Raw genomic sequence first — 25,100 nt, 5'->3', positions numbered from 1 at the left:
CCCCTTTCACGACCTTCGGAGAACCGCCATGACCCTGCCCCGCCGTTCCGCCGCCATCCTCGCCGCCGCCATCCTGGGCGCCTTCGCCGCCACCGCCGCCCGGGCGGACGAGGTGCAGGTGGCCGTGGCCGCCAACTTCACCGCCCCCATGCAGAAGATTGCCGCCCAGTTCGAGAAGGACACGGGCCACAAGGCGGTGCTGTCCTTCGGCGCCACCGGCAAGTTCTATTCCCAGATCAGGAACGGCGCCCCCTTCGAGGTCTTCCTCGCCGCCGACGACGAGACCCCGGCCCGGCTGGAAAAGGAAAACGGCATCCTGCCCGGCAGCCGCTTCACCTACGCCATCGGCAAGCTGGTGCTGTGGAGCGCCAAGCCGGCCATCGTGGACAACCAGGGCGAAGTGCTGAAGAAGGGCGGCTTCGATCATCTCTCCCTGGCCAATCCCAAGCTGGCCCCCTACGGCGCCGCCGCCGTGGAAACCATGAAGGCCCTGGGCGCCTACGACACCCTGGCGCCCAAGTTCGTGCAGGCCGAGAACATCGCCCAGGCCTACAACTTCGTCGCCACCGGCAACGCCCTGCTCGGCTTCGTCGCCTATGCCCAGGTGCTGGACGAGCACGGCCAGCTGAAAGGCGGCTCCGTCTGGCTGGTGCCGGGCAAGCTGTACAGCCCCATCCGCCAGGACGCCGCCATCCTGGAAAAGGGCACCATCAACGGCAAGGCCAAGCCCGCCGCCGAGGCCCTGGTCAAGTATCTGAAGGGCGACAAGGCCAGGGCTGTGATCAAGACCTACGGCTACGACCTCTGAGTCACCCCCTTGGGCCGGGCGGGGCGCCAGGCGCCGCCCCGGCCCCCTTTTGCGCCGGCTGCCACAATCACCACCTGCACCGCCCTTCGGCCATACTTACCTGACCCGACTGCCCCACGCTGCCCATGCCCTTCGGTCCCGATGATTGGAACGCCGTCCTGCTGACCCTCAAGCTGGCCGGTACCACCACCCTCCTTCTCCTGCTCTTCGGCACGCCCATCGCCTGGTGGCTGGCCCGCACCCGCTCCTGGCTGAAGGGCCCGGTGGGGGCCGCCGTGGCCCTGCCCCTGGTGCTGCCGCCGACGGTGCTCGGTTTCTACCTGCTGGTGACCCTGGGCCCCAACGGCCCCATCGGCCAGCTGACCCAGTCCCTCGGCCTGGGCCTGCTGCCCTTCACCTTCCCCGGCCTGGTGCTGGCCTCCGTGCTCTACTCCATGCCCTTCGTGGTGCAGCCCCTGCAGCAGGCCTTCGAGTCCCTCGGGGAACGGCCCCTGGAGGCGGCCGCCACCCTGCGGGCCTCGCCCTGGGACACCTTCTTCTCGGTAGTGCTGCCCCTGGCCCGGCCCGGCTTCGTCACCGCCACCATCCTGGGCTTCGCCCACACCGTGGGAGAGTTCGGCGTGGTGCTGATGATCGGCGGCAACATCCCGGAAAAGACCCGGGTGGTCTCGGTGCAGATCTACGACCATGTGGAGGCCCTGGAATACACCCAGGCCCACTGGCTGGCCGGCGGCATGCTGGTCTTCAGCTTCCTGGTGCTGCTGGCCCTCTACGGCAGCAAGGCAAGGAGCCGCCATGGCTACTGAAATGCGCAACGACGAACAGGCCATCCGCGCCCGCTTCCACATCGCCTACGGGGAATTTTCCCTAGCGGCGGACCTGACCCTGCCGGGCCGGGGCGTCACCGCCCTGTTCGGCCACTCCGGCTCGGGCAAGACCACCCTGCTGCGGGCCATCGCCGGCCTGGAGCGCCACCCCGGCGCCTACCTGGAGGTGAACGGCGAGGTGTGGCAGGACGGCGAACGCTTCCTGCCCACCCATCGCCGCCCCTTGGGCTATGTCTTCCAGGAGGCCAGCCTCTTTCCCCACCTCAGCGTCGAGGCCAACCTGGACTTCGGCCGCAAGCGCCTGGCCGCCGCCGAGCGGCGGGTGGACCTGGCCCAGGCGGTGGAACTGCTGGGCATCGGCCACCTCCTGGCCCGCCGCCCGGACAAGCTCTCCGGCGGCGAGCGGCAGCGGGTGGCCATCGCCCGGGCCCTGCTGGCCTCGCCCCGGCTGCTGCTCATGGACGAGCCCCTGGCAGCCCTGGACGGCAAGCGCAAGGCCGAGATCCTGCCCTACCTCACCCGCCTGCGGGAGGAACTGGACATCCCGGTGCTCTACGTCACCCATTCCCCCGACGAAGTGGCGCGCCTGGCGGACCACCTGGTGCTGCTGGACAACGGCCAGGTGGCGGCCAGCGGCCCCCTGGCGGAAACCCTGGCCCGTCTGGACCTGCCCACGGCAGTGAGCGACGACGCCGGCGTGGTGGTGGAAGGCCTCGTGGCCGGCCACGATGCCGCCTACCACCTGCTGGCCCTGGATTTCCCCGGCGGCCGGGTGCAGGTGGCCCACGGCCCGGAAAACCCGGGCAAGCGCCTGCGCTTCCAGGTGCGGGCCCGGGACGTCAGCCTCTCACTCTCGGAACGGGACGACAGCTCCATCCTCAACCGGGTGCCGGCCACGGTGGCCGCCATCGCCGACGCCGATACTCCGGCCCACGTCCTGGTACGCCTGGAAGCCGGCGGCACGCCCCTGCTGGCCCGCATCACCCGTCGCTCCCGGGACCAGCTGCAACTGCAGCCGGGGAAAAGCGTGTGGGCCCAGATCAAAGCCGTGGCCTTGCTGGCCTGAAGGCAGCCGGACTGGCGAAGGCGACCGCCAGGCTGCGGCCCGGGTTGCCCGCAGGCACTGCCCGCAACGGCAAGCGGGACGCCACTCTCCGGCATGGCATCGTCGAGAAGGCCGTCCCTTCTACCTCCCAGACTGGCCCTTGCAGGGAAGGCGAAGCGGTATGGAATTCGCTCTGAAGAACCATCCGCTCCCCTTTGTAGGACTTCCGACACCATGAAAATCGCCATCGCCGCCAAGGATTTCGCCACCGTTTCCAGCCACGCCGGCCAGGCCCGCCAATGGCTGCTCTACGACTGCTTGCCAGGGGCGCCCCTGCCTCCCGGGCAACGCATCGAACTGGCCAAGGAACAGGTCATCCACCACTTCGACGACAACGGCCCCCATCCCCTGGACGGGGTGGAAGTGGTCATCGCCGCCAGCGCCGGCGACGGCTTCATCCGCCACATGGCCAAGCGTGGCGCCCAGGTGCTGCTGACCGGCGAGACCGACCCGGCGGCGGCCCTGGCCCGGGTGCTGGCCGGCGAGGTACTGCCCGACCCCCGCTTCGACCCGAGCCTGATCCTGTGCAAGCTGAAGGACCTGCTCACCTCCCGCCACTAGCCGCGCCACCGGCGCGGCACCAACGACGAAAGCCCGCCATGGTTCCCGCCGCCGCTCCTGACTCCGCACCGCTTTTCCCCACCGCCACGCCCGCAGTCCACACCGCCTGCGTCCTCGGCGACGCCGAGCTGGCCCGCCTGCTGGCCGACGACGTGCCCCACGGCGACCTCACCACCGCCGCCCTGGGCATCAGCCCAATGCCGGGCCGTCTCAGCTGCCGGGCCCGCCAGCCCATGACCCTGTGCGGCGTCGAGGAAGCAGTCCGCCTGCTGACCCTGGCCGGCTGCACAGTGCGTCAGCTGGCTGCCAGCGGCGACGCCCTGGCCGCCGAGGCCCCCATCCTGGAAGCCCAAGGCAGTGCCGCCGCCCTGCACCGGGCCTGGAAGAGCGCCCAGGTGTTGCTGGAATGGAGCAGCGGCCTGGCCAGCGCCGCCACCGAGCTGGTGGCCGCGGCGGCGCCCCTGCCGGTGGCCTGCACGCGCAAGACGCCGCCGGGCAACAAAGCCCTGGCGGTGAAGGCGATGCGCGGCGGCGGTGCCGTCATGCACCGCCTGGGCCTCTCCGAGTCCCTACTGCTCTTCGCCGAGCACCGCCGCTTTCTCGCCGAGCCCCCCGCCGCTACCGTGGCCCGGCTCCAGGGCGCCCTGCCGGAACACAAGCTGGCAGTGGAGGTGCACAGCGCCGAAGAAGCCCTGGTCTGGGCCCGGGCCGGCGCCGAAATCCTGCAGTTGGAGAAGTTTTCCCCTGCCGCCGTCATCGCCTGCCGCGACCTGCTGGCCAGCCACGAGCTGCGCCCCATCCTCGCCGCCGCCGGCGGCATCCACCCCGGCAACGCGGCGGCCTACGCCGCCAGCGGCGCCCGCCTGCTGGTCTCCTCCTGGCCCTACAGCGCCCCGCCCCGGGACGTGGCGGTGAACCTGGCTCCGCTCTGAACCCATCGCCGCCGGGCGCTGTGTCGTCTTGGCAACATCGATATGTAGTTAACTAAACAACGTGTCGCCTTTGCCACCCGGCAGAAACCGGCTAACGGCGCCTTAATCCCTATCAATGCTGAGAATCCGCCTTTTGGCATAGCTTGTGCTGAAGCCAAAACCAAGGGGCTTCTGCGCCCCTCGTTATATCTCTAAATAAATAACGAACTGGCAAGGGAGTCGGAAAATGCAAAAAAAGCAATTGATGGGTCTGGTGCTGCTGCCCTGTCTGGCAGCCGCGGGCAATGCCTGGGGACAGGTCTTTTCCCTGGGCGAGATCAAGGTCAGCGCCTCGCCCCTGGTGCCTTCGGCGCCGGGCAGCAGTGTCCTGGAAGCGGAGGACATCCGCCTGCACGACAAGGACAGCGTCGGCACCGCCCTCAACATGGCCGCCGGGGTCAGCCTCAACAAGGTCGGCGCCCGCAACGAGGAAATGGTCTACGTGCGCGGCTTCGACCTCCGCCAGGTGCCGGTGTTCATGGACGGCATCCCGGTCTACGTGCCCTATGACGGCTACGTGGACCTGGGCCGCTTCACCACCTTCGACCTCTCCCGCATCGAGGTGGCCAAGGGCTTTTCCTCCCTCACCTACGGCGCCAACACCCTGGGCGGCGCCATCAACCTAGTCAGCCGGCGCCCCGGCAAGCGTTTCGAAGGGGAGGTAGGGGCCGGCGTCAGCTTCAGCGACGGCGGCGACAACTACGGCTACCGCAGCTACGCCAACCTGGGCAGCAACCAGGGCAACTGGTACGTCCAGGGCGGCTACTCCCAGCTCAACGAGGACTTCTTCCCCCTCTCCGGCGACTACGGCAAATCCCGGGGCGAGGACGGCGGCGACCGCAACAACAGCTACCGCAAGGACAGCAAGCTGAGCCTCAAGCTCGGCCTGACGCCCAATGCCAGCGACGAATACGCCATCGGCCTGGTCTCCCAGCACGGAGTCAAGGGCACGCCGCCCTACGCCGGCAACGTGGCCGGGGTGACGCCCCGTTACTGGCGCTGGCCCTACTGGGACAAGGACAGCATCTACGCCCTCTCCAGCACCCGCATCGGCGACCACACCCTGAAGCTGCGCCTGTACCACGACAGCTACCGCAACTCCCTCTTCGCCTACGACGACGCCACCTACACCAAGCAGGTGAAGGGCTCCTCCTTCCGCAGCCGCTACGACGACTACACCAACGGCTTCTCGGCCGAGGGCAACTTCCTCCTGACGCCGGCCAACAGCCTCAAGGTGGCCTACCACTTCAAGCAGGACGTGCACCGGGAGAACAACGAAGGCGAGCCCCAGCGCCACTTCAAGGACCGCACCCAGTCCCTGGCCTTCGAGGACAGCCATGCCCTCACCAGCCGCCTGTCCCTGGTGGCCGGCATTTCCTTCGATCGCCGCGAGAGCCTGGAGGCCCAGGATTACAACAGCGCCACCAAGACGGTGTCCGACTTCAAGCGCCGGGACAACCACGTCACCAACGGCCAGATCGGCCTCTTCTACGGCGTCGGCGACACTGGCAGGCTGCGCCTGACCCTGGCCCGCAAGAGCCGCTTCCCCACCCTCAAGGACCGCTACTCCTACCGCATGGGCACGGCCATCCCCAACGAGGCCCTGAAGACCGAGCAGGCCGACCACGCCGAGGTGGGCTACGCCGACCACCTGGGGCAGAACTGGCAGTACGACCTGGCCCTCTTCCACAGCGACATCAGCGACCTGATCCAGTCCGTCACCCTGGCCCCCGGCGTCTGCGCCAGCCCGCCCTGCTCCCAGATGCAGAACGTCGGCAAGGTGCGGGCCGAAGGCGTGGAAGCGACCCTGCGCGGCCAGGTCGGCAACTGGGACCTGAGCGCGGCCTACACCTATCTGGATCGGGACAACCGCACCAGCTCCCGCGTCTTCCTCACCGACACACCGCACCACAAGCTGTTCTCCAGCGCCGCCTGGAATGCCGGCCCGTGGAGTGCCGTGGCCAGCGCCGAACTGGCCTCCAGCCGCTACAGCAGCAGCGATGGCAAGCAGGTGGCCCATGGCTTCGGCATCGCCAACCTGAAGGGCGGCTACCGCCTGGGCAACGGCGTCCTCCTCGAAGCGGGGGTGCGCAACCTGTTCGACCGCCTCTACGAGTACAGCGAAGGCTTCCCCGAAGCCGGCCGCACCTACTTCCTGCAAGCCAACGCCCCCCTCTGAGCCAGGAGCCGCCATGGACACCCTTCCCAGCAACCGCCGCCTGTTCCTCCAGGCCCTGGCCGCCAGCCCCCTGGCCCTGGCCATGGGCCCCGTCTGGGCCGCCCCGCGACCGGTGACCGTGGTCACCAGCTACCCGGATGCGGTCATCGCCCGCTTCGAGGCCGCCTTCGAGGCGGCCTATCCGGAATACCGGCTCAACGTCATCTGGCGCATGCCCCACGACGCCCTGCCCTACCTGCGCCAGCCCGGGCAGAACAATGTGGACGTCTACTGGTCCGCCTCGCCGCGCAACTTCAACAGCCTCAAGGCCGAAGGCGCCTGGCAGCCTCTCGGCATCCCCCTGGACGGCCTGCCGACGGTGCTGGGCAAGACGCCCATCGGCGACCCGGACGGCTACTTCACCGCCACCGAACTGGCTGGCTACGGTTTCGCCGTCAATCCGGCCCGGCTGGGGGCGCTGCAGGTGGCACCGCCAGCGGACTGGCAGGCCCTGGCGGACCCGCGCCTGGCGGGGGCCATCGCCCTGCCCATCCCGGCCCGGGTCGGCTTCGCCCCGGTGATGGTGGACATCGTCCTCCAGGCCTACGGCTGGGAGCGGGGCTGGGCCCTGTGGAGCGAAATCGCCGGCCTCTCCCGCCTGGTGGACCGGGGCGCCACCTTCGTCGGCGACGAGGTGGCCCAGGGCCGCTGCGCCGTGGGCCTCTCCATCGACTTCTTCGTCGCCTCGGCCATCGCCAACGGCGCCCCCATCGACTTCCGCTACCCGGGCCACGGCGGCATCAACCCGGGCCAGATCGCCATCACCCGCAGCGCCCCCAACCCGGAGGGGGCCCGGGCCTTCGCCCGCTTCATCCTCTCCCGCCCGGCCCAGGCCCTGCTCTGCCACCCGGACATCCGCAAGCTGCCGGCCCGGCCCGAGGCCTACGCCCTGGCGCCGGCGGGCTACCACGACCCCTTCGCCGCCGCGGCCGGGGGCGCCTATGACTACGACGGCAAGCGGGGTCGGGGCCGCCTGGCCCTCGTCGCCCACCTCTTCGAAGCCTGCCTGATCCAGCCCCACACCGAGGTGACGAAGTTGTGGGCGCGCCTGCACCGCCTGGAAGCCCGCAGCGGCCGCCGCGACGACCTGCGCCGGCGCCTGGGCGCCGTGCCCTGCAGCGAAACCGAAGCGGACCGGGGCGAGCTGCGCGCCCTGTTCAAGGACCGGGTGGAGGGGGACGACTTCCAGTCCCTGCCCCAGGTGCAGGTCTGGCGGGAGCAGGCGGCTCAGGTCCGCCGCGCCGTGGCCGCCGAGCTGCAGGAGGCCGGCGTATGAAACCCTTGACCCTGCTCCTCGCCGCCGCCCTGGCGGCCCCGGCCCTGGCCGCCGACCCGGGCCGGGAAGCCTTCACCCAGGCCCTGCCCGGGCTGGACGAAGCCACCAGCCAATCCTTCCTGCGGGGCCGCAGCCTGTTCGCCCAGAACTGGGTGGTGGCCCCGGCGAAGGACAGCGAGGTGGACGGTCTGGGTCCCCTCTACAACCGGCTGGCCTGCATTTCCTGCCACCCCAAGAACGGCCGCGGCAAGGCGCCGGAACGGGAGGGGGAGAAGATGCAGTCCATGCTGGTGCGCCTTTCCGTGCCGGGCCGCAGCCCCCACGGCGGCCCCCTGCCCCATCCGGCCTACGGCGACCAGCTCAACGAGGAAGGCATTGCCGGCGTGCGCGGCGAAGGCCGGGCCGCCATCCGCTGGATCGAACGGGAGGAGAAGCTGGCGGACGGCACCCCGGTGCGCCTGCGCCGGCCCCGGATCATTTTCAGCGAAACGGCCTACGGCACCCTGGACGATGCCCTCACTTCACCCCGGGTCGGCCCGCCGGTGTTCGGCCTGGGCCTGCTGCAGGCAGTGCCCGCCGCCACTCTCCGGCAGATGGCCCGGGAGGCCAAGCCGGACGGAGTGAAGGGAGCGGTAAACCAGGTCTGGCAGGTGACGGCCGGCAAGGCAGCGGCGGGACGCTTCGGTCTCAAGGCCAACATGCCGGACCTAGCCCAGCAGATCGCCGGCGCCATGGTGGGAGACCTGGGCATCACTTCGCCCCTGTTCCCCGCGGAAAACTGCACCCGCCGCCAGGAGGCCTGCCGCATCGCCGTCTCCGGCGGCAGCCCGGAACTCTCCGCCGCCCAGCTGCAGGATCTGCTCACCTACCTTAGCCTGCTGGCCCCGCCACCCCGGCGCCAAGGGGAAACGGAAGGGCAGCGGCAGGCGGTGCAACGGGGCCAGGCCCGCTTCGCCGCCGCCGGCTGCGCCGTCTGCCACCGCCCCGCCCTGGAGACGGGGGATGCGCCCTGGCCGGCCCTGGCGCGGCAGATCTTCCACCCCTACACCGACCTGCTGCTGCACGACATGGGCGAGGGCCTGGCCGACGGCCGCCCCGACTACCGGGCCAGCGGCCGCCAGTGGCGCACCGCGCCCCTGTGGGGCCTGGGGCGCTACGCCGAGATCAATGAACACAGCCAGCTGCTGCACGACGGCCGGGCCCGGGACCTGAGCGAGGCCATCCTGTGGCACGGCGGCGAAGCCCGCAGCGCCCGGGAACGTTTCCGCCGCCTGCCGCGGGAAGCCCGGGAGGAACTGTTCGCCTTCCTGCGCTCCCTGTAGCCGAAATATTGCGTCGAGCCCACTCCAGCGGAGTGTTGGCGGGGAACGGGACGGGGTTGCGACACCCGGCCCCTTCCCCGCTTTTTTTCAGCTGACGAGACCCAGCAGCACGGCCGAGGGACGGAAGGCGATCCAGGCCGGCTGGCCCGGGGCGAAGGGTTCGGCCAGGTCGGCGCCGGCGTTGGCGACGCCGGTGAGGCCGTGGCCCAGGTCCACCACAATCTCCCGCCGTTCGCCGCTTTCCTGGATGCGCTGGACGATGCCGCCGAGGCGGTTGTAGTCGGCGTAGTCGCTGCCTTCGCCGCTACCCAGCACCAGGGTGGCCGAGGCCTTGACCAGGGCCACCAGTTCCTGGCCCGGAGCCAGGCCCAGGCAGCGGGTGCTCTCCGGGGTGACGCTGGCCCGCAGCAGGCGACCGCCGGGCAGGGCCAGCAGCACCTGATCGAGCAGGGGCCCCCGCTCCACCGCCTGCACCCGGCCGAAGAACTGGTTGCGGGCGCTGGTGCGCACCGCCACCCGCTCCAGCAGCTGCAGATCCGCATCGAAGTGGCCGCCGCAGCGCTGGCGCAGCAGTTGCCGTTCCTCCGCCAGGGCCACCAGCACCATGGCCAGGCGCCGGCCCCGGGGCGTCAGGCGCAGGCGGCCACTGCCTTCCCCACCATCCTCTGCCTCCCATTCGGCCAGGCGTTCGCCGGCCAGATTGTTCAGTTCCTCGGCGGCGCGGCGGGCCTCCCCGGCCGCCTCGGCGCCCACCGCCAGGGCGTCGGCCACGGCGGCCCGCTCCAGCCAGGCCAGACGGTCGTGGCCGGCGGCCACGGCAAAGGGACCGGGAATGCCCGCCACCGGGTACAGGCGCAGGGGTGTGACCCGGTCGGGGCTGAGTTGATCGGCAATGTCGCTAACGGGCTGGTCGTTCATGGCGGCTTTCCTTCGTTATTTTTCGAATATATAACGGTTAGCAAAGCCCATGCCGGACAAGGACTTAGGGGAATTTCCCGGCAATGGCGGGAATGGGGGTACCCCGGGGCCGGGGGCCGGGCCCCGCCTTGGGTCGCCCGGAGGGCCCGGCGCCCCAGGCCAGTGCGCTCAGACGGCGGGGGGCTGCCAGCCTTCCCAGGCCAGCCGGTCCCGGCCGCCGGCCTTGGCGGCATAGAGGGCGGCGTCGGCCCGGTGCATCATGGCCACCAGGTCGTCCCCGGGACCGGCCAGGAGGGAGGCTCCGATGCTGACGCTGAAGGACAGTTCGCCCTGGGCCAGGGGCAGCCGCACCTGGCGCACCGCCTGCAACAGGCGCTGGCCCAGCTGGTGGGCCCCGGCCGGCGGCGTTTGCGGCAGCAGCAGGCCGAATTCCTCGCCCCCCAGGCGGCCGAAGACGTCGCTCTGGCGCAGGCCGCCGCCGATGGCGCGGACCAGGGCCTGGAGCACCTGGTCGCCCACCGGGTGGCCGTGGCTGTCGTTGATGTTCTTGAACTTGTCCGCGTCGAGGATGAACAGGGTCAGGGGGTGATCGTGGCGCCGGGCCAGGGCCACCAGGCGCTCGGCCTCGGCGGTGAAGGCGCGGCGGTTGAGAATGCCGGTGAGGCCGTCGGTGGTGGCCAGGCGCTGCAGCTCCTCTTCCACCGCCTTGCGTTCGCTGATGTCGCGCAGGATGCCGACGAAGACCCGGCCCCCCGCCAGTTCCGTGCTGCCGATGCTCACTTCCACCGGGAATTCGCGGCCGTCGGCGGCGCGGGCCAGCATCTCCCGGCCGTGGCCGGCCCCATCGGCGGCATGGCCGGCGGCCGCTTCCGCCAGCAGGGCGCGGTGGATCGGCACCGTCTGCTCCGGCATGAACTCCTCCACGCTGCGGCCCAGCAGTTCCTCGGCGCGGAAACCGAAGAGCCGCTCCGCCGCCCGGTTGAATTCCAGCACCCGCCGCTCCTGGTCGAGGACGACCACCGCGTCCATGGCGGTGTCCATGAAGGTGCGGGCCTGGGCCTCGCGCTGGCGCAGTTCCGCGGTGCGCTGGGCCACCCGGGCCTCCAGGCCCTGGTTGGCTTCCCGCAGGGCCTCCAGGGCGCGGCGGCGGCGCAGCAGCTGGTGGTAGGCAAAATAGGCCAGGGCCGCCAGGCCGATGTTACTGCCCAGGGCGATGACCCAGTAGCTGGGCAGACTGTCCCGCCACGGCGCCAGCACCCGGGCCTCGTCGGCGGTGGCCACCACCAGCACCGGGTAGCGCTCGGAGCGGGCAAAGGCGCCGGGCCCCACCACGTCGCCGATGACCCGGCCGTTGTCGAAGGGGCCGTGGGGTGCCGCCAGGATGGCGCGGGCCAGCCCCGGGTCGGCCAGCCAGTTGCGTTCCAGGCAGTCGGGCCCCAGGGGCAGGCAGGCCAGGGCCCGGCCGTCCTCCAGCAGCAGGTGCAGGGCGAAGCCGGGGGGCAGGTCCTCGTCTTCCAGCAGGCGGCGCAGCTGCTCCGGGTTGATGCCGCCGGCCACCACGCCGAGGAGGCGTTCGCCGTCGTTCTCGACGCGGCGGCTGACCGGGACGAAGGGCTCGTCGGAATGGGGCGAGCGCTGGGCCGGGCCGATGTACAGACCCATCTCCCAATGACGCAGGGGGAGCTGGTAGAACGGCCATTGGGAGACGTCGTCCACGTCGCTGGCGGGGAAGCGGTCCGACAGTTCGGCGATGCGGCCATCGGTCCCGGCCAGCATCAGCCAGTTGAGGCCCGGGGTGATGGCGTGGCGGCGCAGCAGCAGACGGTGCAGGTAGAGATCGGGCCGGCGGGAGAGGCCGCCGTGGGCACCGATGGCCTCGCCGATGCCGGACAGGGTGCGGTCGTAGGTATCGAGCAACTGGTCCATGCGGCCCAGCAGCACCTTGGCGCTGGTGTGCAGGGTGGCGTGGGCCCGGGCCAGGGTCGCCTGCCGTTCGTCCTGGGCCAGGAAGTACAGGCGCAGGTCGATGCCGCATACCAGCAGCAGCACCAGGGCGATCCAGCGCCAGCTTTCCTTGATGGCCATACGACGTCTTCCCGGGAGTGGTTTTTGAGGCCAGTCTAGGGGAAACGGGGGCAAATTACAGCCCGGGGAAAACCACGGGCGCTACCCGGGGGATGCCCGGGGAAAGGCCAGCACCGTGGCGGCACCGGGCTGCACCCACTGGGCCGTCAGGGCCTCCATCCAGCGTTCCAGGGGACGGGCCAGGTAGGCCGGCAGGGGCACCCGCTGCAACTGCCCGGACCACAGTCCCAGCCAGGACTGGCGCTGCCCTTCGTCCAGCTCCAGGGGGCCGTGGCGGCCCCACAGGCGGACCCAGGCGATCACCGCCCGCTGCCGCTGGCGGCCGGCCAGGCCGTGCACCACCAGCTCGGCCAGTTCGCCGGCGAGGTCGGAGAATTCATCCACCTCCAGCTGCCACACCGCCGCCAGGGGCCCGGCCTGGAGGGCTTCCGCCAGGCGCAGGCAAAGCCAGCGCAGCTCATCCTCGCCGACGGCGGCGACGATGCCGGGCAGGGGCGGCGGCAGGTGCAGTTCGGGGCAGGCCGCCCGGGGCGGCGCCTGGCTGGCCGGAGCAGGAACCATGGACGCGCCGGGCCGCCCTTTACGCCGTCGCCGCGGCCACCGCCCGGACCGGGCCGGCGCCGATGCGATCCTCCGGGTCCAGGCGCTGCAGCTGGTCCAGGTAGGCCCGGGCTTCCTCCGGGCGCTGCTGGCGCAGCAGGGTGAAGGCCAGGGCCTTGAGGGAGAAAAGATAGAAGCGGGGCGCCGCCGCCAGGGGCTCGGCGAAGCGGGCCGGGGCCGGCGCATCCAGGGGAAAGCCGGCGGCCTGGGCGCTGGCCGCCAGGCCGGCCCGCATCCACTGTTCCGCCGCCTCGAAGTGCTGGCGGTAGAAGTGGAACTTGTACAGGGTCAGGTACACGGCGAAGTGGAAGGGGGACTGGTGATGGGCCCGGAGGATGAGGAACTCGGCCCGCCGTTCGTCGTCGCAGGCGGCGGCTTCGTGCAGCAGGGCCGCGGTGGGAGCGGGGAGGTCGCCGCAGTAGCCGGGGATGCTTTCGCCGCCGGCCGGGTCGCCGTCTTCCAGATCTAGTCCCATACTCCGGCGGGAGCCCGCAGCCGTTCCAGGGGCTCGTCGAATTCCAGATGCTGGTCGAAGATTTCCCCGGCGTCGCCGGGCTGCACGTGCTGGTACAGCACCCCGTCCGGATAGACCAGGACGTGGGGGCCGCCGTCGCAGGGGCCGAGACAGCCGCAGGCGGTGACGGCAAAGCGGTCGAAGGCGTTGCGGCTGCCCAGCTCGTTGAGGAAGGCCTGCATCACCGCCTGGCCGCCGCTCTGCATGCAGCTGCCCCGGGGATGGCCGGGGGGCCGGCCCTGGGTACAGACGAAAACGTGCTTCTTGGGTTTCATGGCGCCTCCTCAGGCGGGAAGTTTGGCGATGCGTTTTTCCAGCTCGGCCACGTGTTCACCTTCTTCGGCGGCGAATTCCTCGGCCATCAGCTTGACCCGGGGATTGCGGGTGGTGGCGGCGATGCCGGCGTAGAAGGCGTAGCTGCGCTGTTCCCCGTCCAGGGCCAGGGCCAGGGCGGAGGGCACGTCCATGAAAGCATCCACCCCGGCCCAGGCGGCGGTCTCCGGGCTGGTGCCGTCGGGCCACTGGTACTCGTGGGCCTCCAGCTTGGGCGGGTGGCGGAAGCCGCCCCGCTCCGTGGCCTCGGCCAGATGCAGGCGGGAGTAGTGGGCCATCTGCTCGAAGAAGGCGGCCACTTCCGGATCGCCCAGGGTTTTCATGCCTTCGGCCAGCTCCTCGTAGCGCCGGGCGGAATCCCGCTCCAGGGTGATGGCGTGGGCGAGGAACAGATGAATGTCTTCCATTTTTGCGCTTTCTTTTTTAGCCACAGAGGGCACAGAGATCACAGAGTTTTTCCTTTCCACTTTCAGGCGGAGAAGGTTGCAACAAGCACCCACCCGGAAAGCCAGCGTGGATGCCAGTCCTGGCTATGCCATGCTGAAGAGTGGCGTCCTTATTGACCTGGAGGTCAGTCAGTTTTGATGTAACTCTGTGTTCTCTGTGCCCTCTGTGGCAAAGGTTCTACAACCCTCAACCAAACTTGAAGAGGATGCCGAAACCGCCCCGGGGCCATTCCCATTCCAGGTTGCGGTGTTCGTCACAGATGATGCGGCAGGTGCCGCACTCCAGACAACCGTCGGAGATCAGCACCACCTTGCCGTTGCCCTCCTGGGTGTAGCAGCCGGCGGGACAGCACACGGTGCATTGCTGCTCGGCGCACTTGTGGGTGCACAGCTCCGGGTTCTTGATCTGGATGTGGGGACGGCCCGAATCGACCCGGTAGCGGTCCTGGAACAGTTTCTCTTCGACTTTCAACATGGTCATGTCCTCCGGGTTATTCCATGGCGCGCCAGAACTTGAAGGCGTCGCCGATCAGGCCAAAGACGGAGCGGGAGGCGATGAAGCTCTTCTTGATCTCCTTTTCCTTGGTCTTCTTGTCCACCCCGTCCACCCGGATGATGGTCTGGGCCGCCTTCGACAGCAGGGTCGGGTAGGTGGTGAAGAACTGATTGTTCTTGTGGAAGATGTCCGGCATGCGGCGGTACTTCTTCAGGTCCTTCATGACAAAGCTGTCGTCCAGCTTGGCCTTGTACTTGGAGAGGTTGGGGGCGGTGAAGGCCTTGCCCGCCTGCTTCAGTTCCACCAGGGTCTGGGCCGCCAGCATGCCGGTGGTCATGGCCAGGTTGGAGCCTTCGCGGTGGATGCCGTTGACGAACATGCCGGCATCGCCGGCGATCAGCCAGCCGTCGCCATAGACCTGGGGCACGGCGTTGTAGCCGCCTTCGGGGATCAGGTGGGCGGCGTATTCCTTCATCTCGCCGCCTTCGATCAGGGGGGCGATGGAAGGATGCTTCTTCATCTTGTCCAGCAGCTCGTAGGGCGTGGTCTTCTGCTTCTTGAAGTCCGACAGCATGCAGCCGATGCCCAGGGTGATGGATTCCTTGTTGGTGTAGAGGAAGGCGGTGCCCATCATGCCTTCGGAGATGGTGCCGGCCATTTCGATGACCACGCCCTCTTCCTCGCCGATGTTGAAGCGGGCCTCGATGGTCTCCTGGGGCAGGAAGTGGATTTCCTTCACCGCCAGGGCCACGTCCTTGGGCTTGATCTCGGGATGGAAGCCGGCCTTGGTGGCCAGGCGGGAATTCACCCCGTCAGCCAGGATCACCGCGTCGGCGTAGATTTCGCCGCCCTTGCGGTCGGTCATCACCCCCACCACCTTCTTGCCGTCCAGCAGCAGTTCGGTGACGGTGGTCTCGCAGATGGTGAGGGCGCCGACCTCCCGCGCCTTCTTGCTGAACCACTGGTCGAAGTGGGCGCGGATGATGGTGTAGCGGTTGTAGGGCGGCTTGTTGAAGTCCTCGGAGCGGTAGTTGGTGCCGACGTAGGAGTTGTCGTCCAGGATCCACACCCGCTGCTCGATGAGGTGGCGCTCCAGGGGGGCGTCGTCGCGGAAGTCGGGAATGATCTTCTCGATGGCGTCCGAGTAGAGGATGGCGCCCTGCACATTCTTCGAGCCCGGGGTTTCGCCCCGCTCGATCTGCAGCACCTTGAGGCCGCCCTTGGCCAGGGTGTAGGCGGCGGCGTTGCCGGCCATGCCGGCGCCGACCACGATCACGTCAAATTTTTCAGCCATGGTGTTCTCCTGTTAGCCGGCTTTTTTGGCTTGCGCCAGGTGGGCCTTGAAGGCTTCGGTCAGCGCCGGGAGGATGGTCATGGCGTTGCCGACGATGCCGTAGTGGGCGAAGTCGAAAATGGGGGCGTTGGCATCGGTGTTGATGGCGATGATGACGTCGGCCCCGTCCATGCCCACCCGGTGCTGGATGGCGCCGGAGATGCCGGCGGCGATGTACAGCTTGGGTCGCACCGTCTTGCCGGACTGGCCCACCTGGCGGTCCAGCTCGGCCCAGCCGGCCTGCACCACCGGGCGGGAGGCGCCCACCTCGGCCCCCAGGACCTTGGCCAGGTCCCACACCAGCTGGAAGTTCTCCGGCTTCTTCAGGCCCCGGCCGCCGGAGACGATGATGTCGGCGAAGGGTAGGTTGGGCTTGTCCCGGGTGTCGTCGGCGATGAACTCCAGCACCTTGGTGACGATGGAGGTCTCGATCATGGAGAAGGGCACCGTGACGATCTCGCCGCTGCGGCTGCCGTCGGCTTCCGGCATGGCCATCACCCGGGGGCGCACGGTGGCCATCTGGGGCCGGTGGCGCTGGGTCATGATGGTGCAGAGCAGGGAGCCGCCGAAGGTGGGGCGGGTGGAGGCCAGGTTGCGGGTCTCGGTCTCGATCACCAGTTCGGTACAGTCGGCCACCAGGCCGGTGCCCAGGGTGGTGGCCACCGAGCCGGCCAGGTCCCGGCCCAGGGTGGAGGCGCCGAGCATGAGGATTTCCGGCTGGTAGGTGTTCACCAGGTCGGTGAGGGCCTTGGTGTAGGGCTCGTTGCGGTAGTCCTTCAGCACCTCGTCCTGCATCAGGTAGCACTTGTCGGCGCCATAGGTGAAGGCCTCGCCGCAGATGCCGGCACCGCGCTCGCCGGGGCCGCACATGACCACGCCGCACAGCTGCACGCCGAGGGCGTCGGCCAGCTTGCGGCCCTCGCCCAGCAGTTCCCAGGAGACCGGATGCACTTCGCCGCGCTCGCTCTCGACGACTACCCAGACGTGCTTGTAATTGACGAAGCGGGGGTCCAGTTCGACCTTTTTCTTCGCCGGCTTTTTCGGTTGTTCGCTCATGGCTGTTGTCCTCTTCCCTGGTTAACCCGCCCGCTTGGCGATTTCCTTTTCCAGCTTGGGGTGCTGGGTGAACACCTTGGCCAGGAGGGTCACGGCCAGGTTCTTCGGATCGTTGTCCACCGTCTCCACCATCTCGGCCCGCTGGCTGCGGGGGCGGGGGGCGAAGACCTTGCTCACCACGGTGGGGCTACCCTTGAGACCGATCATCTCGGCATCGTCGATGCCGGCCGTTTCCCGGTTCCACACCTTGAGGTCGTAGCGGGCGGCGCGGAACAGGTCGTCCAGGTCGCCGAAGCGCATCTCGTTGGTGCCTTCAAGCATGGTGATGAGGCAGGGGGTAGCGGTCTTCAGCAGCTGCACGCCGCCCTCGGCCCGGCGCTCCACGGTGATTTCCTTCTTCTCCAGGTCCAGGTCCACGATCTTGGAGACGTAGGTCAGCAGCTGGTAGTCGAGGCGCTTGGCGATGCCCGGGCCCACCTGGGCGGTATCGCCGTCGATGGTCTGCTTGCCGGTGAAAATCAGATCCACCGGCATGTTGCCCATGATCTTCTTGATGGTCGTAGCCAGGGCGTAGGAGGTGGCCAGGGTGTCGGAACCGGCGAAGGCCCGGTCGGACACCAGGATGGCGTCGTCGGCGCCGTAGGAAAGGCACTTGCGCAGGGCCGCCTCGGCCATGGGCGGGCCCATGGTGACCACGGTGACGGTGCCGCCGAACCTGTCCTTGAGGCGCAGGGCCTCTTCCAGGGCGAACAGGTCGTAGGGGTTGATGATGGCCGGCACCCCCTGGCGCATGATGGTGTTGGTCACCGGATGCACCCGGATCTGGGCCGAGTCCGGCACCTGCTTGATACAGACGACGCTATGCATGGCTTGCCTCTCCTAGGGAGCGGCGCAGGCTATCCACGGATACCCGCTGCACGCCCTGTTGAAACACTTTGAAAACCTTCTGCTCGATCCCGGAGGAATGAACGAAATCGGTATAGGCCCGGGCCAGCAGCTCCCGGCACTTGATGCGGCTCAGGCCCTCGTTGAGGCCCGCCAGTCCGCCTTCCCGGGCCAGGTACTGGTTGAAGCGCTTGAGGATGTGCAGGCGCGAGACGCTGACCACGGCCGGGTCGTACTCCAGGCCGAAGTAGTCGAGGAATTCCTCGGCGGTGGAGAGCTGCTGCAGTTCGTCCATCAGGGTTTCCATAGGCTTCTCCTTGTTCAGACGACATGCAGCCGGGGGGCCGGACGGCCGCTCCCCTGCATCCCTTCCAGGTAGTAACTCATCAGTTCACGAAAGCCCGGCGGGCGCTTGAAGGCCATGGCGTAGCTGCGCACCCGGGAGAGGATGCGGCGGGCCATGCCCTCGTCGATGTCTATGCCTAAGTCCTTGTAGGCGTGGATCACGGCGGTGGAGCCGGAATGCTTGCCCAGCACGATGCGGTGGCCCTTGCCCACTTCCGCCGGATCGAAGGCCTGGTAGTTGGCCGGGTTCTTGGCCAGGCCATCCACGTGGATGCCGGCCTCGTGGGTGAACACGTTGGCGCCGACGATGCTCTTGTTCACCGCCACCGGCCGGCCGGAAGCCTTGGCCACCAGATCGGAGATGGCCGGCAGCTGGAGGGGATCGACGCCGCTGTCGATGTCGTAGAGATGCCGGAGGGCGATCACCGACTCTTCCAGGGGCGCATTGCCGGCCCGCTCGCCAAGACCGTTCACCGTGGTGTTGATGTGGGTGGCGCCGGCGGTCACCGCGGCCAGGGTGTTGGCGGTGGCCAGCCCCAGGTCGTCATGGGCGTGGATTTCGATTTCCAGGTCGCTGCGGGCCCGCAGGGCGGCGATGCGCTGGTGGGTGATGAAGGGGTCCAGCACCCCCAGGGTGTCGGCAAAGCGGAAACGGCGGGCGCCGGCAGCCTGGGCCGCCTCCATGACCCGGTGCAGGAAGTCCAGGTCGGCCCGGGAGGAATCCTCGCCGCCGACGCACACCTCCAGCCCCGCCGCCCGGGCCTCGGGCACGAAGCGGCGGATGGAATCGAGCACCCAGCGGTGGTCCTTGTTCAGCTTGTGGCGGATCTGCTGGTCGGAAACGGGAATGGAGAGATTGACGATGTGGGCATTGCAGCGCCGCGTCACTTCCAGGTCGGCGGCGCACATGCGGCCCCACACCATCAGCCGGGTGGACAGCCCGAGGCCGGCGATGGCCCGGATCACTTCCTGCTCCTGCTCGCCCATGGCGGGAATGCCCACCTCCATCTCCGGCACCCCGGCCGCCGCCAGGGCCTGGGCAATGGCCAGTTTCTCCGCGGCGGTGAACGCCACCCCGGCGGTCTGTTCGCCGTCGCGCAGGGTGGTGTCGTTGATGGTGATGGTTGTCATGGCATGGCCTCTTGCCGGGGTATCAGCAATAAGGGTGCCAGGGCCGGATTTTTTAAAACAAGCTATTTAAATCATGCGGTTGCTGATTTCAGACAGGGCCCGCAGCGGGGGGAGAGGAATGCGACATTTGTAGGTTTTCGGACAGGGGAAGAGGCCCCTGCCCTGGCCCGAAAACCTGCCGGCCCGGTAGGCCGCTCCCGGACTCGACGGACTAGGGCAACACCAGGGCCAGGGCCAGGGGCAGGAACAGGAGGGCGGCCAGGTTGCCGAGCAGGACGATGGAGGCCACCTGGTCCGGTTCCTGGCGATAGCGTTCGGCGAAGACGTAGTTGAGCACGGCCGGCGGCAGGGCGCCGAAGATCACCAGCAGGGCTTTCTGCTGCCCTTCCAGACCCAAGGCCAGGGCGGTGGCGTAGGCCAGCAGCAGACCCACCAGGGGCCGGGCCAGGGCGCCCCACAGACCGACCCGCACCGCCGACAGGCTGGAGCCGGCCAGACGCACGCCGAGGGAAAAGAGCAGCAGGGGAATGGAGACGTCGCCCAGCATCTTGATGGCCAGCTTCAGGGGCGGCCAGATGGGAATGTGCAGCAGGCTCACCGCCAGGCCAACCAGACTGGCCAGCACCACGGGAATGCGCCACAGGTTGGTCAGGCGGGTGTGGTGGTCGAGCAGCCAGGCGCCGAAGGAGAAGTGCAGCAGGTTGGAGACCATGAACAGCACCACCATGGGGGCCAGGGCCCCGTCGCCGAAGGCCAGTACCGCCAGGGGCAGGCCCAGGTTGCCGCAGTTGTTGAACATCATGGGCGGCACGAAGGTCTTGGGGGCGCTGCCCAGCAGACGGGCCAGGCCCCAGCCGGCGAGGCCGGAGCCGACCACGCCCACCACGGCGCCTACGGCCAGGCCCCAGTTGGCGGCCAGGTCGAAGGATTTGTCGGCCATGGCGGCGAAGACCAGGGCCGGCACGAACACTTCCATGTTGAGCTGGTTGGCAAAGGCCATGTCCGGCTGCTTCTTGCGGCCGTAGAGCCAGCCGAAGAAGACGATGGCGAAGAGGGGAAAGACGATGGCGACGATGCGCAGCAGCATGCCGGCTCCAGGGCGGGGTTCCGGGAGAGTGTAACGGCGGCCCGGGCGGGGCGGCCATCAGGGTTGCCCCTAGGTGGGGGGCGCCGGGGCGGCCTGCCGCCGCCCCGCTTCTTACAGCACGTAGCGGGAGAGGTCCTCGTCCCGGGACAGTTCGCCCAGGCGGGCATCCACGTAGGCGCCGTCCACGGTGAGGGTCTCGGCGCCGGACTTGCCGGCGGTGAAGGAGACTTCCTCCAGCAGCTTTTCCATGACCGTGTACAGGCGGCGGGCACCGATGTTCTCGGTCTTTTCATTGACCGAGTAGGCGATCTCCGCCAGGCGCTTGATGCCGTCGGCGGTGAATTCCAGCTTGAGGCCCTCGGTGCCGAGCAGGGCCTGGTACTGGCGCGTCAGGCAGGCGTCGGTCTGGGTCAGGATCTGCTCGAAATCGGAGACGGAGAGGGAATCCAGTTCCACCCGGATGGGCAGGCGGCCCTGCAGCTCGGGGATCAGGTCCGACGGCTTGGCCAGGTGGAAGGCACCGCTGGCGATGAAGAGGATGTGGTCGGTCTTGACCATGCCGTACTTGGTGGACACGGTGGTGCCTTCCACCAGGGGCAAGAGGTCCCGCTGCACGCCCTGGCGGGAGACGTCGGCGCCGTGGGCGTCGGAGCGGGAGGCGATCTTGTCGATCTCGTCGAGGAAGACGATGCCGTTCTGCTCCACGTTCTTCAGGGCTTCCAGCTTCACTTCCTCGTCATTGACCAGCTTGGCCGCCTCTTCCTCCACCAGCAGCTTCATGGCTTCGGGAATCTTCAGCTTGCGCGACTTCTTGCGGGCCGTGCCCATGCTCTGGAACATGCCCTGGATCTGGCTGGTCAGCTCCTCCATGCCCGGCGGCGCGAAAATTTCCGCCTGCATGCCGGGGGCCGCCACCTCGATGTCGATTTCCTTGTCGTCCAGCTCGCCCTCCCGCAGCTTCTTGCGGAATTTCTGGCGGGTGGTGGAATCCTCGCTGCTACCCTGGTTCTCGTTGAAGAAGCCGGCACCCCGGGCGGGGGGCAGCAGGGCGTCCAGCACCCGGTCTTCGGCTGCGTCTTCGGCCCGGGCCCGCACCCGCTTCATGGCCTGCTCGCGCTGGCCCTTGATGGCGGTCTCCATGAGGTCGCGGATGATGGTGTCCACGTCCCGGCCCACATAGCCCACCTCGGTGAACTTGGTGGCCTCAATCTTGATGAAGGGGGCGTTGGCCAGGCGCGCCAGGCGGCGGGCGATCTCGGTCTTGCCGACGCCGGTGGGGCCGATCATGAGGATATTCTTCGGCGTGATCTCGTGGCGCAGGCCCTCCTCCACCTGAGAGCGGCGCCAGCGGTTGCGCAGGGCGATGGCCACGGCCTTCTTGGCCTGGGCCTGACCGACGATGTGCTTGTCCAGCTCGTGCACGATTTCCTGGGGAGTCATCTGGGTCATGGCGTCCTTACTCCAGGGTCTCGATGGTGAAATTGCGGTTGGTGTAGATGCACAGGTCGCCGGCGATCTCCAGGGACTTGCGCACCACCTCGCCGGGAGCCAGCTCGGTGTTCTCGATCAGGGCCCGGGCGGCAGACTGGGCGTAGGCGCCGCCGGAACCGATGGCGACGATGCCGTACTCCGGTTCCAGCACGTCGCCGTTGCCGGTGATGATGAGGGAGGACTCCCGGTCGGCGACGGAGAGCATGGCCTCCAGCCGGCGCAGGGCCCGGTCGCTGCGCCAGTCCTTGGCCAGTTCCACGGCGGAGCGGACCAGGTTGCCCTGGTGCTTTTCCAGCTTGGCCTCGAAGCGCTCGAAGAGGGTGAAGGCGTCGGCGGTGCCGCCGGCAAAGCCGGCCAGGATGCGGTCGTTGTAGAGGCGGCGCACCTTGCGCGCCGTGGCCTTGACGACGATGTTGCCCAGGGTCACCTGGCCGTCGCCGCCCATGGCGACGGAGGCGCCGCGGCGCACCGAGAGGATGGTGGTGCCGTGATACTGTTCCATGCGGTTTCTTCAGTTCGGGAAAGAAGGGGAAATGCGCTGCCGCCCGTGCCACGGCGGGGCGGCAGGCTGCCAATTCACTTGCGGGCCGGCTCGATGCGGGCCACCGCATTGACCCCCACCACCGCCAGCAGCTCGAACACCAGGCGGTTGGTGTTGCGGATGATGACCGCCTTGCCGGCGGATTTGCAGGGGGTCAGCATATTCACCAGGGCGCCGGCGCTGACGAAGTCGATGCGCACCACGGCGGTGAAATCCAGGACCACCGGGTCCCGGCTTTCGGCGAAATCCTTGAGGTCGTTGAAGCGGGCGTTTTTCAGTTCGCCGCTGAGACGGTAGGCCTCGTCGCCCTCGCTACCGTCCGTACAGTCCGGACACTGGGCGGCGGCCACCGGGGTGGCCTGGACCCGGGCCGGGTCCCAGGAGGGAGGCGACACTTCGAAGGTGACGGCGTAATCCACCGCCCGCTCCTCGAACTGTTCCTGGCGGCCGGCCCGTTGCAGCAGTTCCAGCTGCAGCAGCCAGCACTGGGGATTCTCGGCCTTGCCGGTGACAGCGGCGGCGGCCAGCAGGCCTTCCAGGGCCTCGATGCCGGCCAGTTCCAGCACCTGCTTGCGCTTGGCCGACTGCTGCAACAGTTTGAGGAAGCGCTCGGCCCCGGCATCGTCCAGCTGCTGCACCTTGGACAGGTCCAGGCGCTGCTTCTGGTTTTTCTCCAGGGCGTCGGCCAGGATGCCGAAGGCGGCGTGGTTGCTGCCTTCCATGGCGCCCTTGAAGAGAGTGGTGGGCGTGCCACCGGCCACCACCGCCTCGGCCTTCTTGGTATCGCACCAGGCCGGCGGGGAGCGCTCGAAAATGCGGGCGAAATCCAGTTCCAGGTTTTCGAAGGCGGCCTTGTCGCCGTGCAGCTGGTAGAAATCGAACAGCATCATCCACAGGCGGATGGCCGTGGGGCCGGAACGGTAGCGGCCCACCGCGTCTTCCAGGGTGGCCTTGGCGACGCCTTCCTGGCCGTTGGCGTAGAGCACGGCGGCCTGTTCCACCACGGCTTCCAGGGGATCGCTTTCGTTATCCAGCTCGATGCCGCCGGACTCCAGGTCGCCGAGGGAGAAGCCGGTGAAGTCCAGGGACATGGAATCCACGGCCGGGGCGGCCTTGGAGGGAGTTTCGAGGGGCGCGGCGGCGGGCGCGGCAGGAGCCCCGGCGGGCTGGGGCGCGGCGGCCGGGGTCGGCGCCGGCACCTTGACCATGCGGGCTTCGGGAACCTTGTTGTCTTCGCGACTCTTCTTGAACAGCGAGAAAATCATGGCCTGCTTTCAGTGGGCAGCAAAACGCCGCAGCAGTATATAACGACTAGCTTATGACTTTTATCACACTACGCCGTCATGCCGCAATCCGGGGAAAACCGCGCGCCAGCAGGGCGCTGGCGGCCCCCAGGAGAACCAGCAGCAGGGCCAGCACCGGGCCGAAGGGCTGATCCAGGACCAGGGCCAGGGCGAAGGCCAGCAGGTGGGCCAGACCGCCCAGGAGGGCGCCCAGCCACAGGGCGGCCCGCCAGCTGCGGGCCCAGGGGGCGGCAGCCAGGGGGGGGATGAAGACCAGGGCGAAGGCGGCCATGACGCCAACGCTGGTGGTGGCCAGGGCCAGGACGCCGGCCACCACCAGGTCGAAGGCCAGGTGCAGGCGGCGGCTGGAGCGGCCCCGGGCCCGGTAGAAATCCGGGTAGAAATGGGACAGCAGCAGGGGCCGGGAGAGCCAGCGCAGCAGGGGCACGGCCACGGCGAAGGCGCCCAGGGCGGCGAGGAAATGGCTGCGGTCGGTGAAATAGAGCTGGCCGTCGAAGAGGGCATGGCCCAGGCGCTCGGCCAGGGGCAGGTTGGCCGCCAGCAGCACGGCGGTGCCCCAGCCGGCCAGCAGCAGCATGGCGTAGGCGGCGCCCCGGGTGGCTTCGGCCGCCTCCTCGAAGGCGTTTTTCACCGCCGCCGCCAGGAAGGCCGCAGCCGGCCCGCCCAGGGCCAGGGGCAGGGCCAGGGCTGCCGCCGAAAGGCTGCCGGCAGCGGCCATCTGGGCGTAGGAGAGCGCCGCCAGCCATTCGCCGCGCAGGCGCAGGTAGGCGCCGCAGAGGGGCAGCAGCAGGGCGAAGACCAGGCCGGTGAGGCAGGGCCAGAGAAAGAGGGGGTCGGACAGCAGTTCCAGGTTCATGGCCGCGGCCCTCCCGGCAGGCGCACCACCCGCTGGCAGGCGGCGGCGACGAAATCGTCGTCGTGGCTGACCAGGACGATGCCGGCGCCGGCCGCCGCCCGGGCGGCGATGGCGGCCCCCAGGGCGGCCACGCCCTGGGGGTCCAGATTATTGGTGGGTTCGTCGAGCAGGATCACGTCCGCCGGCGCCTGCAGGCAGGCCCACAGGTGCAGGAACTGCAGCTGGCCGCCGGAGAGCCGGTCCAGGCGCTCCTCCAGCCGGGCCGCCAGCCAGGGCGGCAGGCCGGCGGCGCTGGCGCCGGTAAGAGCCAGCAGCTCCCGGCCGTTGAGGGGGATGCCGGCCACTGCCGGCTGGCGCTGGGTCTGCCAGGAGATTTCCACCCCCGGCGCCAGGTCCACGCTGCCGGCAAAACGCCGGCCGGCGCCGGCCAGGACCGAGAGCAGGGTGCTCTTGCCCGAACCGTTGGGCCCCGCCAGCCCCAGCACCTCGCCCCGGGCCAGGGTGAAATCCACCGGCCCCACCACGGGCCGGCCGTAGCCGGCGACGAGGGCGGCAACGCTGAGCAGGGGATGGGCGGAGGCAATGGGCATG

General features: G+C 68.9%; 27 protein-coding genes. 9 read left to right on the top strand and 18 right to left on the bottom strand.

Annotated elements, in window-relative coordinates; all coding sequences use genetic code 11:
• The first annotated feature begins 28 nt into the window (after window positions 1-28).
• The 8 genes from modA to ACLSSQ_RS01590 all read left to right on the top strand — a co-directional run bounded on the left by modA (window position 29) and on the right by ACLSSQ_RS01590 (window position 9,088).
• Entirely contained in the window at window positions 29-808 is a 780-nt protein-coding gene (gene modA, locus ACLSSQ_RS01625) for a molybdate ABC transporter substrate-binding protein (protein ID WP_416243612.1), read from the top strand.
• 125 nt (window positions 809-933) lie between these two features.
• Window positions 934-1,614: a molybdate ABC transporter permease subunit gene (gene modB, locus ACLSSQ_RS01620; protein WP_014235674.1), complete on the top strand. Its 681-nt coding sequence runs from the start codon at window positions 934-936 to the stop codon at window positions 1,612-1,614.
• Window positions 1,604-2,701, top strand: coding sequence for a molybdenum ABC transporter ATP-binding protein (gene modC / locus ACLSSQ_RS01615; RefSeq protein WP_416243611.1), 1,098 nt, complete (start codon window positions 1,604-1,606; stop codon window positions 2,699-2,701). The genes modB and modC overlap by 11 nt, the downstream gene beginning before the upstream one ends.
• A gap of 213 nt (window positions 2,702-2,914) precedes the next feature.
• Entirely contained in the window at window positions 2,915-3,301 is a 387-nt protein-coding gene (locus ACLSSQ_RS01610) for a NifB/NifX family molybdenum-iron cluster-binding protein (RefSeq protein WP_416243610.1), read from the top strand.
• A gap of 38 nt (window positions 3,302-3,339) precedes the next feature.
• Window positions 3,340-4,233: a ModD protein gene (modD, locus tag ACLSSQ_RS01605; protein ID WP_416243609.1), complete on the top strand. Its 894-nt coding sequence runs from the start codon at window positions 3,340-3,342 to the stop codon at window positions 4,231-4,233.
• A 226-nt stretch (window positions 4,234-4,459) separates the two neighbouring features.
• The gene (locus tag ACLSSQ_RS01600; protein WP_416243608.1) at window positions 4,460-6,451 is read left to right on the top strand and encodes a TonB-dependent receptor plug domain-containing protein; all 1,992 of its coding nucleotides are present in this window, start codon (window positions 4,460-4,462) and stop codon (window positions 6,449-6,451) included.
• 13 nt (window positions 6,452-6,464) lie between these two features.
• Window positions 6,465-7,766: an ABC transporter substrate-binding protein gene (locus tag ACLSSQ_RS01595; RefSeq protein WP_416243607.1), complete on the top strand. Its 1,302-nt coding sequence runs from the start codon at window positions 6,465-6,467 to the stop codon at window positions 7,764-7,766.
• Entirely contained in the window at window positions 7,763-9,088 is a 1,326-nt protein-coding gene (locus tag ACLSSQ_RS01590) for a di-heme oxidoredictase family protein (RefSeq protein WP_416243606.1), read from the top strand. The genes ACLSSQ_RS01595 and ACLSSQ_RS01590 overlap by 4 nt, the downstream gene beginning before the upstream one ends.
• Before the next feature lie 87 nt (window positions 9,089-9,175).
• Here the strand turns inward: ACLSSQ_RS01590 and ACLSSQ_RS01585 are convergent, their stop codons facing one another.
• The 6 genes from ACLSSQ_RS01585 to ACLSSQ_RS01560 form a co-directional block, all read right to left on the bottom strand.
• On the bottom strand, window positions 9,176-10,006 hold the full coding sequence (locus ACLSSQ_RS01585) for a TOBE domain-containing protein (RefSeq protein ID WP_416243605.1): 831 nt from the start codon (window positions 10,004-10,006) through the stop codon (window positions 9,176-9,178).
• A gap of 168 nt (window positions 10,007-10,174) precedes the next feature.
• Complete coding sequence (locus ACLSSQ_RS01580; protein ID WP_416243604.1) at window positions 10,175-12,091, bottom strand: diguanylate cyclase domain-containing protein; 1,917 nt, start codon at window positions 12,089-12,091, stop codon at window positions 10,175-10,177.
• An 81-nt stretch (window positions 12,092-12,172) separates the two neighbouring features.
• A complete protein-coding gene (locus tag ACLSSQ_RS01575) occupies window positions 12,173-12,652 on the bottom strand; it encodes a hypothetical protein (protein WP_416243603.1) in 480 nt (159 codons plus the stop codon).
• A 19-nt stretch (window positions 12,653-12,671) separates the two neighbouring features.
• Window positions 12,672-13,166, bottom strand: a complete 495-nt coding sequence (locus ACLSSQ_RS01570; RefSeq protein WP_416243602.1) for a hypothetical protein — start codon at window positions 13,164-13,166, stop codon at window positions 12,672-12,674.
• Complete coding sequence (locus tag ACLSSQ_RS01565) at window positions 13,157-13,480, bottom strand: (2Fe-2S) ferredoxin domain-containing protein (RefSeq protein WP_205229681.1); 324 nt, start codon at window positions 13,478-13,480, stop codon at window positions 13,157-13,159. Before ACLSSQ_RS01565 ends, ACLSSQ_RS01570 begins: the two co-directional genes overlap by 10 nt.
• A 9-nt stretch (window positions 13,481-13,489) precedes the next feature.
• A complete protein-coding gene (locus tag ACLSSQ_RS01560) occupies window positions 13,490-13,945 on the bottom strand; it encodes a ferritin-like domain-containing protein (RefSeq protein WP_014235683.1) in 456 nt (151 codons plus the stop codon).
• Between ACLSSQ_RS01560 and ACLSSQ_RS01555 the strand changes: the two genes are divergently transcribed.
• Window positions 13,935-14,123, top strand: a complete 189-nt coding sequence (locus ACLSSQ_RS01555) for a hypothetical protein (RefSeq protein ID WP_416243600.1) — start codon at window positions 13,935-13,937, stop codon at window positions 14,121-14,123. The genes ACLSSQ_RS01560 and ACLSSQ_RS01555 overlap by 11 nt on opposite strands.
• A gap of 48 nt (window positions 14,124-14,171) precedes the next feature.
• Here ACLSSQ_RS01555 and ACLSSQ_RS01550 read toward each other — a convergent pair whose 3' ends face one another.
• From ACLSSQ_RS01550 to ACLSSQ_RS01495, 12 genes are all read right to left on the bottom strand, one after another.
• Window positions 14,172-14,459, bottom strand: coding sequence for a ferredoxin family protein (locus ACLSSQ_RS01550; protein WP_014235684.1), 288 nt, complete (start codon window positions 14,457-14,459; stop codon window positions 14,172-14,174).
• A 16-nt stretch (window positions 14,460-14,475) separates the two neighbouring features.
• Window positions 14,476-15,774 (bottom strand): FAD-dependent oxidoreductase, encoded by a 1,299-nt coding sequence (locus tag ACLSSQ_RS01545; protein WP_014235685.1) that lies wholly within the window; start codon window positions 15,772-15,774, stop codon window positions 14,476-14,478.
• Between the two features lie 12 nt (window positions 15,775-15,786).
• Window positions 15,787-16,869, bottom strand: a complete 1,083-nt coding sequence (locus ACLSSQ_RS01540) for an electron transfer flavoprotein subunit alpha/FixB family protein (RefSeq protein WP_130459778.1) — start codon at window positions 16,867-16,869, stop codon at window positions 15,787-15,789.
• A 21-nt stretch (window positions 16,870-16,890) separates the two neighbouring features.
• Window positions 16,891-17,736, bottom strand: coding sequence for an electron transfer flavoprotein subunit beta/FixA family protein (locus ACLSSQ_RS01535; RefSeq protein ID WP_416243599.1), 846 nt, complete (start codon window positions 17,734-17,736; stop codon window positions 16,891-16,893).
• Entirely contained in the window at window positions 17,729-18,061 is a 333-nt protein-coding gene (gene nifW / locus ACLSSQ_RS01530; protein WP_014235688.1) for a nitrogenase stabilizing/protective protein NifW, read from the bottom strand. The genes ACLSSQ_RS01535 and nifW overlap by 8 nt, the downstream gene beginning before the upstream one ends.
• A gap of 14 nt (window positions 18,062-18,075) precedes the next feature.
• On the bottom strand, window positions 18,076-19,230 hold the full coding sequence (gene nifV, locus ACLSSQ_RS01525) for a homocitrate synthase (RefSeq protein WP_416243598.1): 1,155 nt from the start codon (window positions 19,228-19,230) through the stop codon (window positions 18,076-18,078).
• Between the two features lie 211 nt (window positions 19,231-19,441).
• Window positions 19,442-20,317 (bottom strand): AEC family transporter, encoded by an 876-nt coding sequence (locus ACLSSQ_RS01520; protein WP_416243597.1) that lies wholly within the window; start codon window positions 20,315-20,317, stop codon window positions 19,442-19,444.
• Between the two features lie 111 nt (window positions 20,318-20,428).
• Window positions 20,429-21,766 carry an ATP-dependent protease ATPase subunit HslU gene (gene hslU, locus ACLSSQ_RS01515; protein WP_014235691.1) on the bottom strand — a complete coding sequence of 446 codons (1,338 nt, stop codon included), beginning with the start codon at window positions 21,764-21,766 and terminating at the stop codon, window positions 20,429-20,431.
• A 7-nt stretch (window positions 21,767-21,773) separates the two neighbouring features.
• Complete coding sequence (gene hslV / locus ACLSSQ_RS01510) at window positions 21,774-22,310, bottom strand: ATP-dependent protease subunit HslV (protein WP_014235692.1); 537 nt, start codon at window positions 22,308-22,310, stop codon at window positions 21,774-21,776.
• 74 nt (window positions 22,311-22,384) lie between these two features.
• Window positions 22,385-23,614 (bottom strand): STAS domain-containing protein, encoded by a 1,230-nt coding sequence (locus tag ACLSSQ_RS01505; RefSeq protein ID WP_014235693.1) that lies wholly within the window; start codon window positions 23,612-23,614, stop codon window positions 22,385-22,387.
• A gap of 76 nt (window positions 23,615-23,690) precedes the next feature.
• Window positions 23,691-24,509: a metal ABC transporter permease gene (locus ACLSSQ_RS01500; RefSeq protein WP_416243596.1), complete on the bottom strand. Its 819-nt coding sequence runs from the start codon at window positions 24,507-24,509 to the stop codon at window positions 23,691-23,693.
• A complete protein-coding gene (locus ACLSSQ_RS01495; RefSeq protein ID WP_416243595.1) occupies window positions 24,506-25,099 on the bottom strand; it encodes an ATP-binding cassette domain-containing protein in 594 nt (197 codons plus the stop codon). Before ACLSSQ_RS01495 ends, ACLSSQ_RS01500 begins: the two co-directional genes overlap by 4 nt.
• Between the last annotated feature and the right edge of the window lies 1 nt (window position 25,100).

The sequence above is a fragment of the Azospira sp. APE16 genome (assembly GCF_047901315.1).
GTDB classification, from domain to species: Bacteria; Pseudomonadota; Gammaproteobacteria; order Burkholderiales; family Rhodocyclaceae; genus Azospira; species Azospira oryzae.
The sequence above is the reverse complement of the archived record's forward strand: the minus strand, read 5'-3'. Positions and strand labels throughout refer to the sequence as shown.

Excerpts from the sequence above, each read along its gene's own strand:
- modA (WP_416243612.1), top strand. The coding sequence starts at position 29 with ATGACCCTGCCCCGCCGTTCCGCCGCCATCCTCGCCGCCGCCATCCTG.
- modB (WP_014235674.1), top strand. The coding sequence starts at position 934 with ATGCCCTTCGGTCCCGATGATTGGAACGCCGTCCTGCTGACCCTCAAG.
- modC (WP_416243611.1), top strand. The coding sequence starts at position 1,604 with ATGGCTACTGAAATGCGCAACGACGAACAGGCCATCCGCGCCCGCTTC.
- ACLSSQ_RS01610 (WP_416243610.1), top strand. The coding sequence starts at position 2,915 with ATGAAAATCGCCATCGCCGCCAAGGATTTCGCCACCGTTTCCAGCCAC.
- modD (WP_416243609.1), top strand. The coding sequence starts at position 3,340 with ATGGTTCCCGCCGCCGCTCCTGACTCCGCACCGCTTTTCCCCACCGCC.
- ACLSSQ_RS01600 (WP_416243608.1), top strand. The coding sequence starts at position 4,460 with ATGCAAAAAAAGCAATTGATGGGTCTGGTGCTGCTGCCCTGTCTGGCA.
- ACLSSQ_RS01595 (WP_416243607.1), top strand. The coding sequence starts at position 6,465 with ATGGACACCCTTCCCAGCAACCGCCGCCTGTTCCTCCAGGCCCTGGCC.
- ACLSSQ_RS01590 (WP_416243606.1), top strand. The coding sequence starts at position 7,763 with ATGAAACCCTTGACCCTGCTCCTCGCCGCCGCCCTGGCGGCCCCGGCC.
- ACLSSQ_RS01585 (WP_416243605.1), bottom strand. The coding sequence starts at position 10,006 with ATGAACGACCAGCCCGTTAGCGACATTGCCGATCAACTCAGCCCCGAC.
- ACLSSQ_RS01580 (WP_416243604.1), bottom strand. The coding sequence starts at position 12,091 with ATGGCCATCAAGGAAAGCTGGCGCTGGATCGCCCTGGTGCTGCTGCTG.
- ACLSSQ_RS01575 (WP_416243603.1), bottom strand. The coding sequence starts at position 12,652 with ATGGTTCCTGCTCCGGCCAGCCAGGCGCCGCCCCGGGCGGCCTGCCCC.
- ACLSSQ_RS01570 (WP_416243602.1), bottom strand. The coding sequence starts at position 13,166 with ATGGGACTAGATCTGGAAGACGGCGACCCGGCCGGCGGCGAAAGCATC.
- ACLSSQ_RS01565 (WP_205229681.1), bottom strand. The coding sequence starts at position 13,480 with ATGAAACCCAAGAAGCACGTTTTCGTCTGTACCCAGGGCCGGCCCCCC.
- ACLSSQ_RS01555 (WP_416243600.1), top strand. The coding sequence starts at position 13,935 with ATGTCTTCCATTTTTGCGCTTTCTTTTTTAGCCACAGAGGGCACAGAG.
- ACLSSQ_RS01560 (WP_014235683.1), bottom strand. The coding sequence starts at position 13,945 with ATGGAAGACATTCATCTGTTCCTCGCCCACGCCATCACCCTGGAGCGG.
- ACLSSQ_RS01550 (WP_014235684.1), bottom strand. The coding sequence starts at position 14,459 with ATGTTGAAAGTCGAAGAGAAACTGTTCCAGGACCGCTACCGGGTCGAT.
- ACLSSQ_RS01545 (WP_014235685.1), bottom strand. The coding sequence starts at position 15,774 with ATGGCTGAAAAATTTGACGTGATCGTGGTCGGCGCCGGCATGGCCGGC.
- ACLSSQ_RS01540 (WP_130459778.1), bottom strand. The coding sequence starts at position 16,869 with ATGAGCGAACAACCGAAAAAGCCGGCGAAGAAAAAGGTCGAACTGGAC.
- ACLSSQ_RS01535 (WP_416243599.1), bottom strand. The coding sequence starts at position 17,736 with ATGCATAGCGTCGTCTGTATCAAGCAGGTGCCGGACTCGGCCCAGATC.
- nifW (WP_014235688.1), bottom strand. The coding sequence starts at position 18,061 with ATGGAAACCCTGATGGACGAACTGCAGCAGCTCTCCACCGCCGAGGAA.
- nifV (WP_416243598.1), bottom strand. The coding sequence starts at position 19,230 with ATGACAACCATCACCATCAACGACACCACCCTGCGCGACGGCGAACAG.
- ACLSSQ_RS01520 (WP_416243597.1), bottom strand. The coding sequence starts at position 20,317 with ATGCTGCTGCGCATCGTCGCCATCGTCTTTCCCCTCTTCGCCATCGTC.
- hslU (WP_014235691.1), bottom strand. The coding sequence starts at position 21,766 with ATGACCCAGATGACTCCCCAGGAAATCGTGCACGAGCTGGACAAGCAC.
- hslV (WP_014235692.1), bottom strand. The coding sequence starts at position 22,310 with ATGGAACAGTATCACGGCACCACCATCCTCTCGGTGCGCCGCGGCGCC.
- ACLSSQ_RS01505 (WP_014235693.1), bottom strand. The coding sequence starts at position 23,614 with ATGATTTTCTCGCTGTTCAAGAAGAGTCGCGAAGACAACAAGGTTCCC.
- ACLSSQ_RS01500 (WP_416243596.1), bottom strand. The coding sequence starts at position 24,509 with ATGAACCTGGAACTGCTGTCCGACCCCCTCTTTCTCTGGCCCTGCCTC.
- ACLSSQ_RS01495 (WP_416243595.1), bottom strand. The coding sequence starts at position 25,099 with ATGCCCATTGCCTCCGCCCATCCCCTGCTCAGCGTTGCCGCCCTCGTC.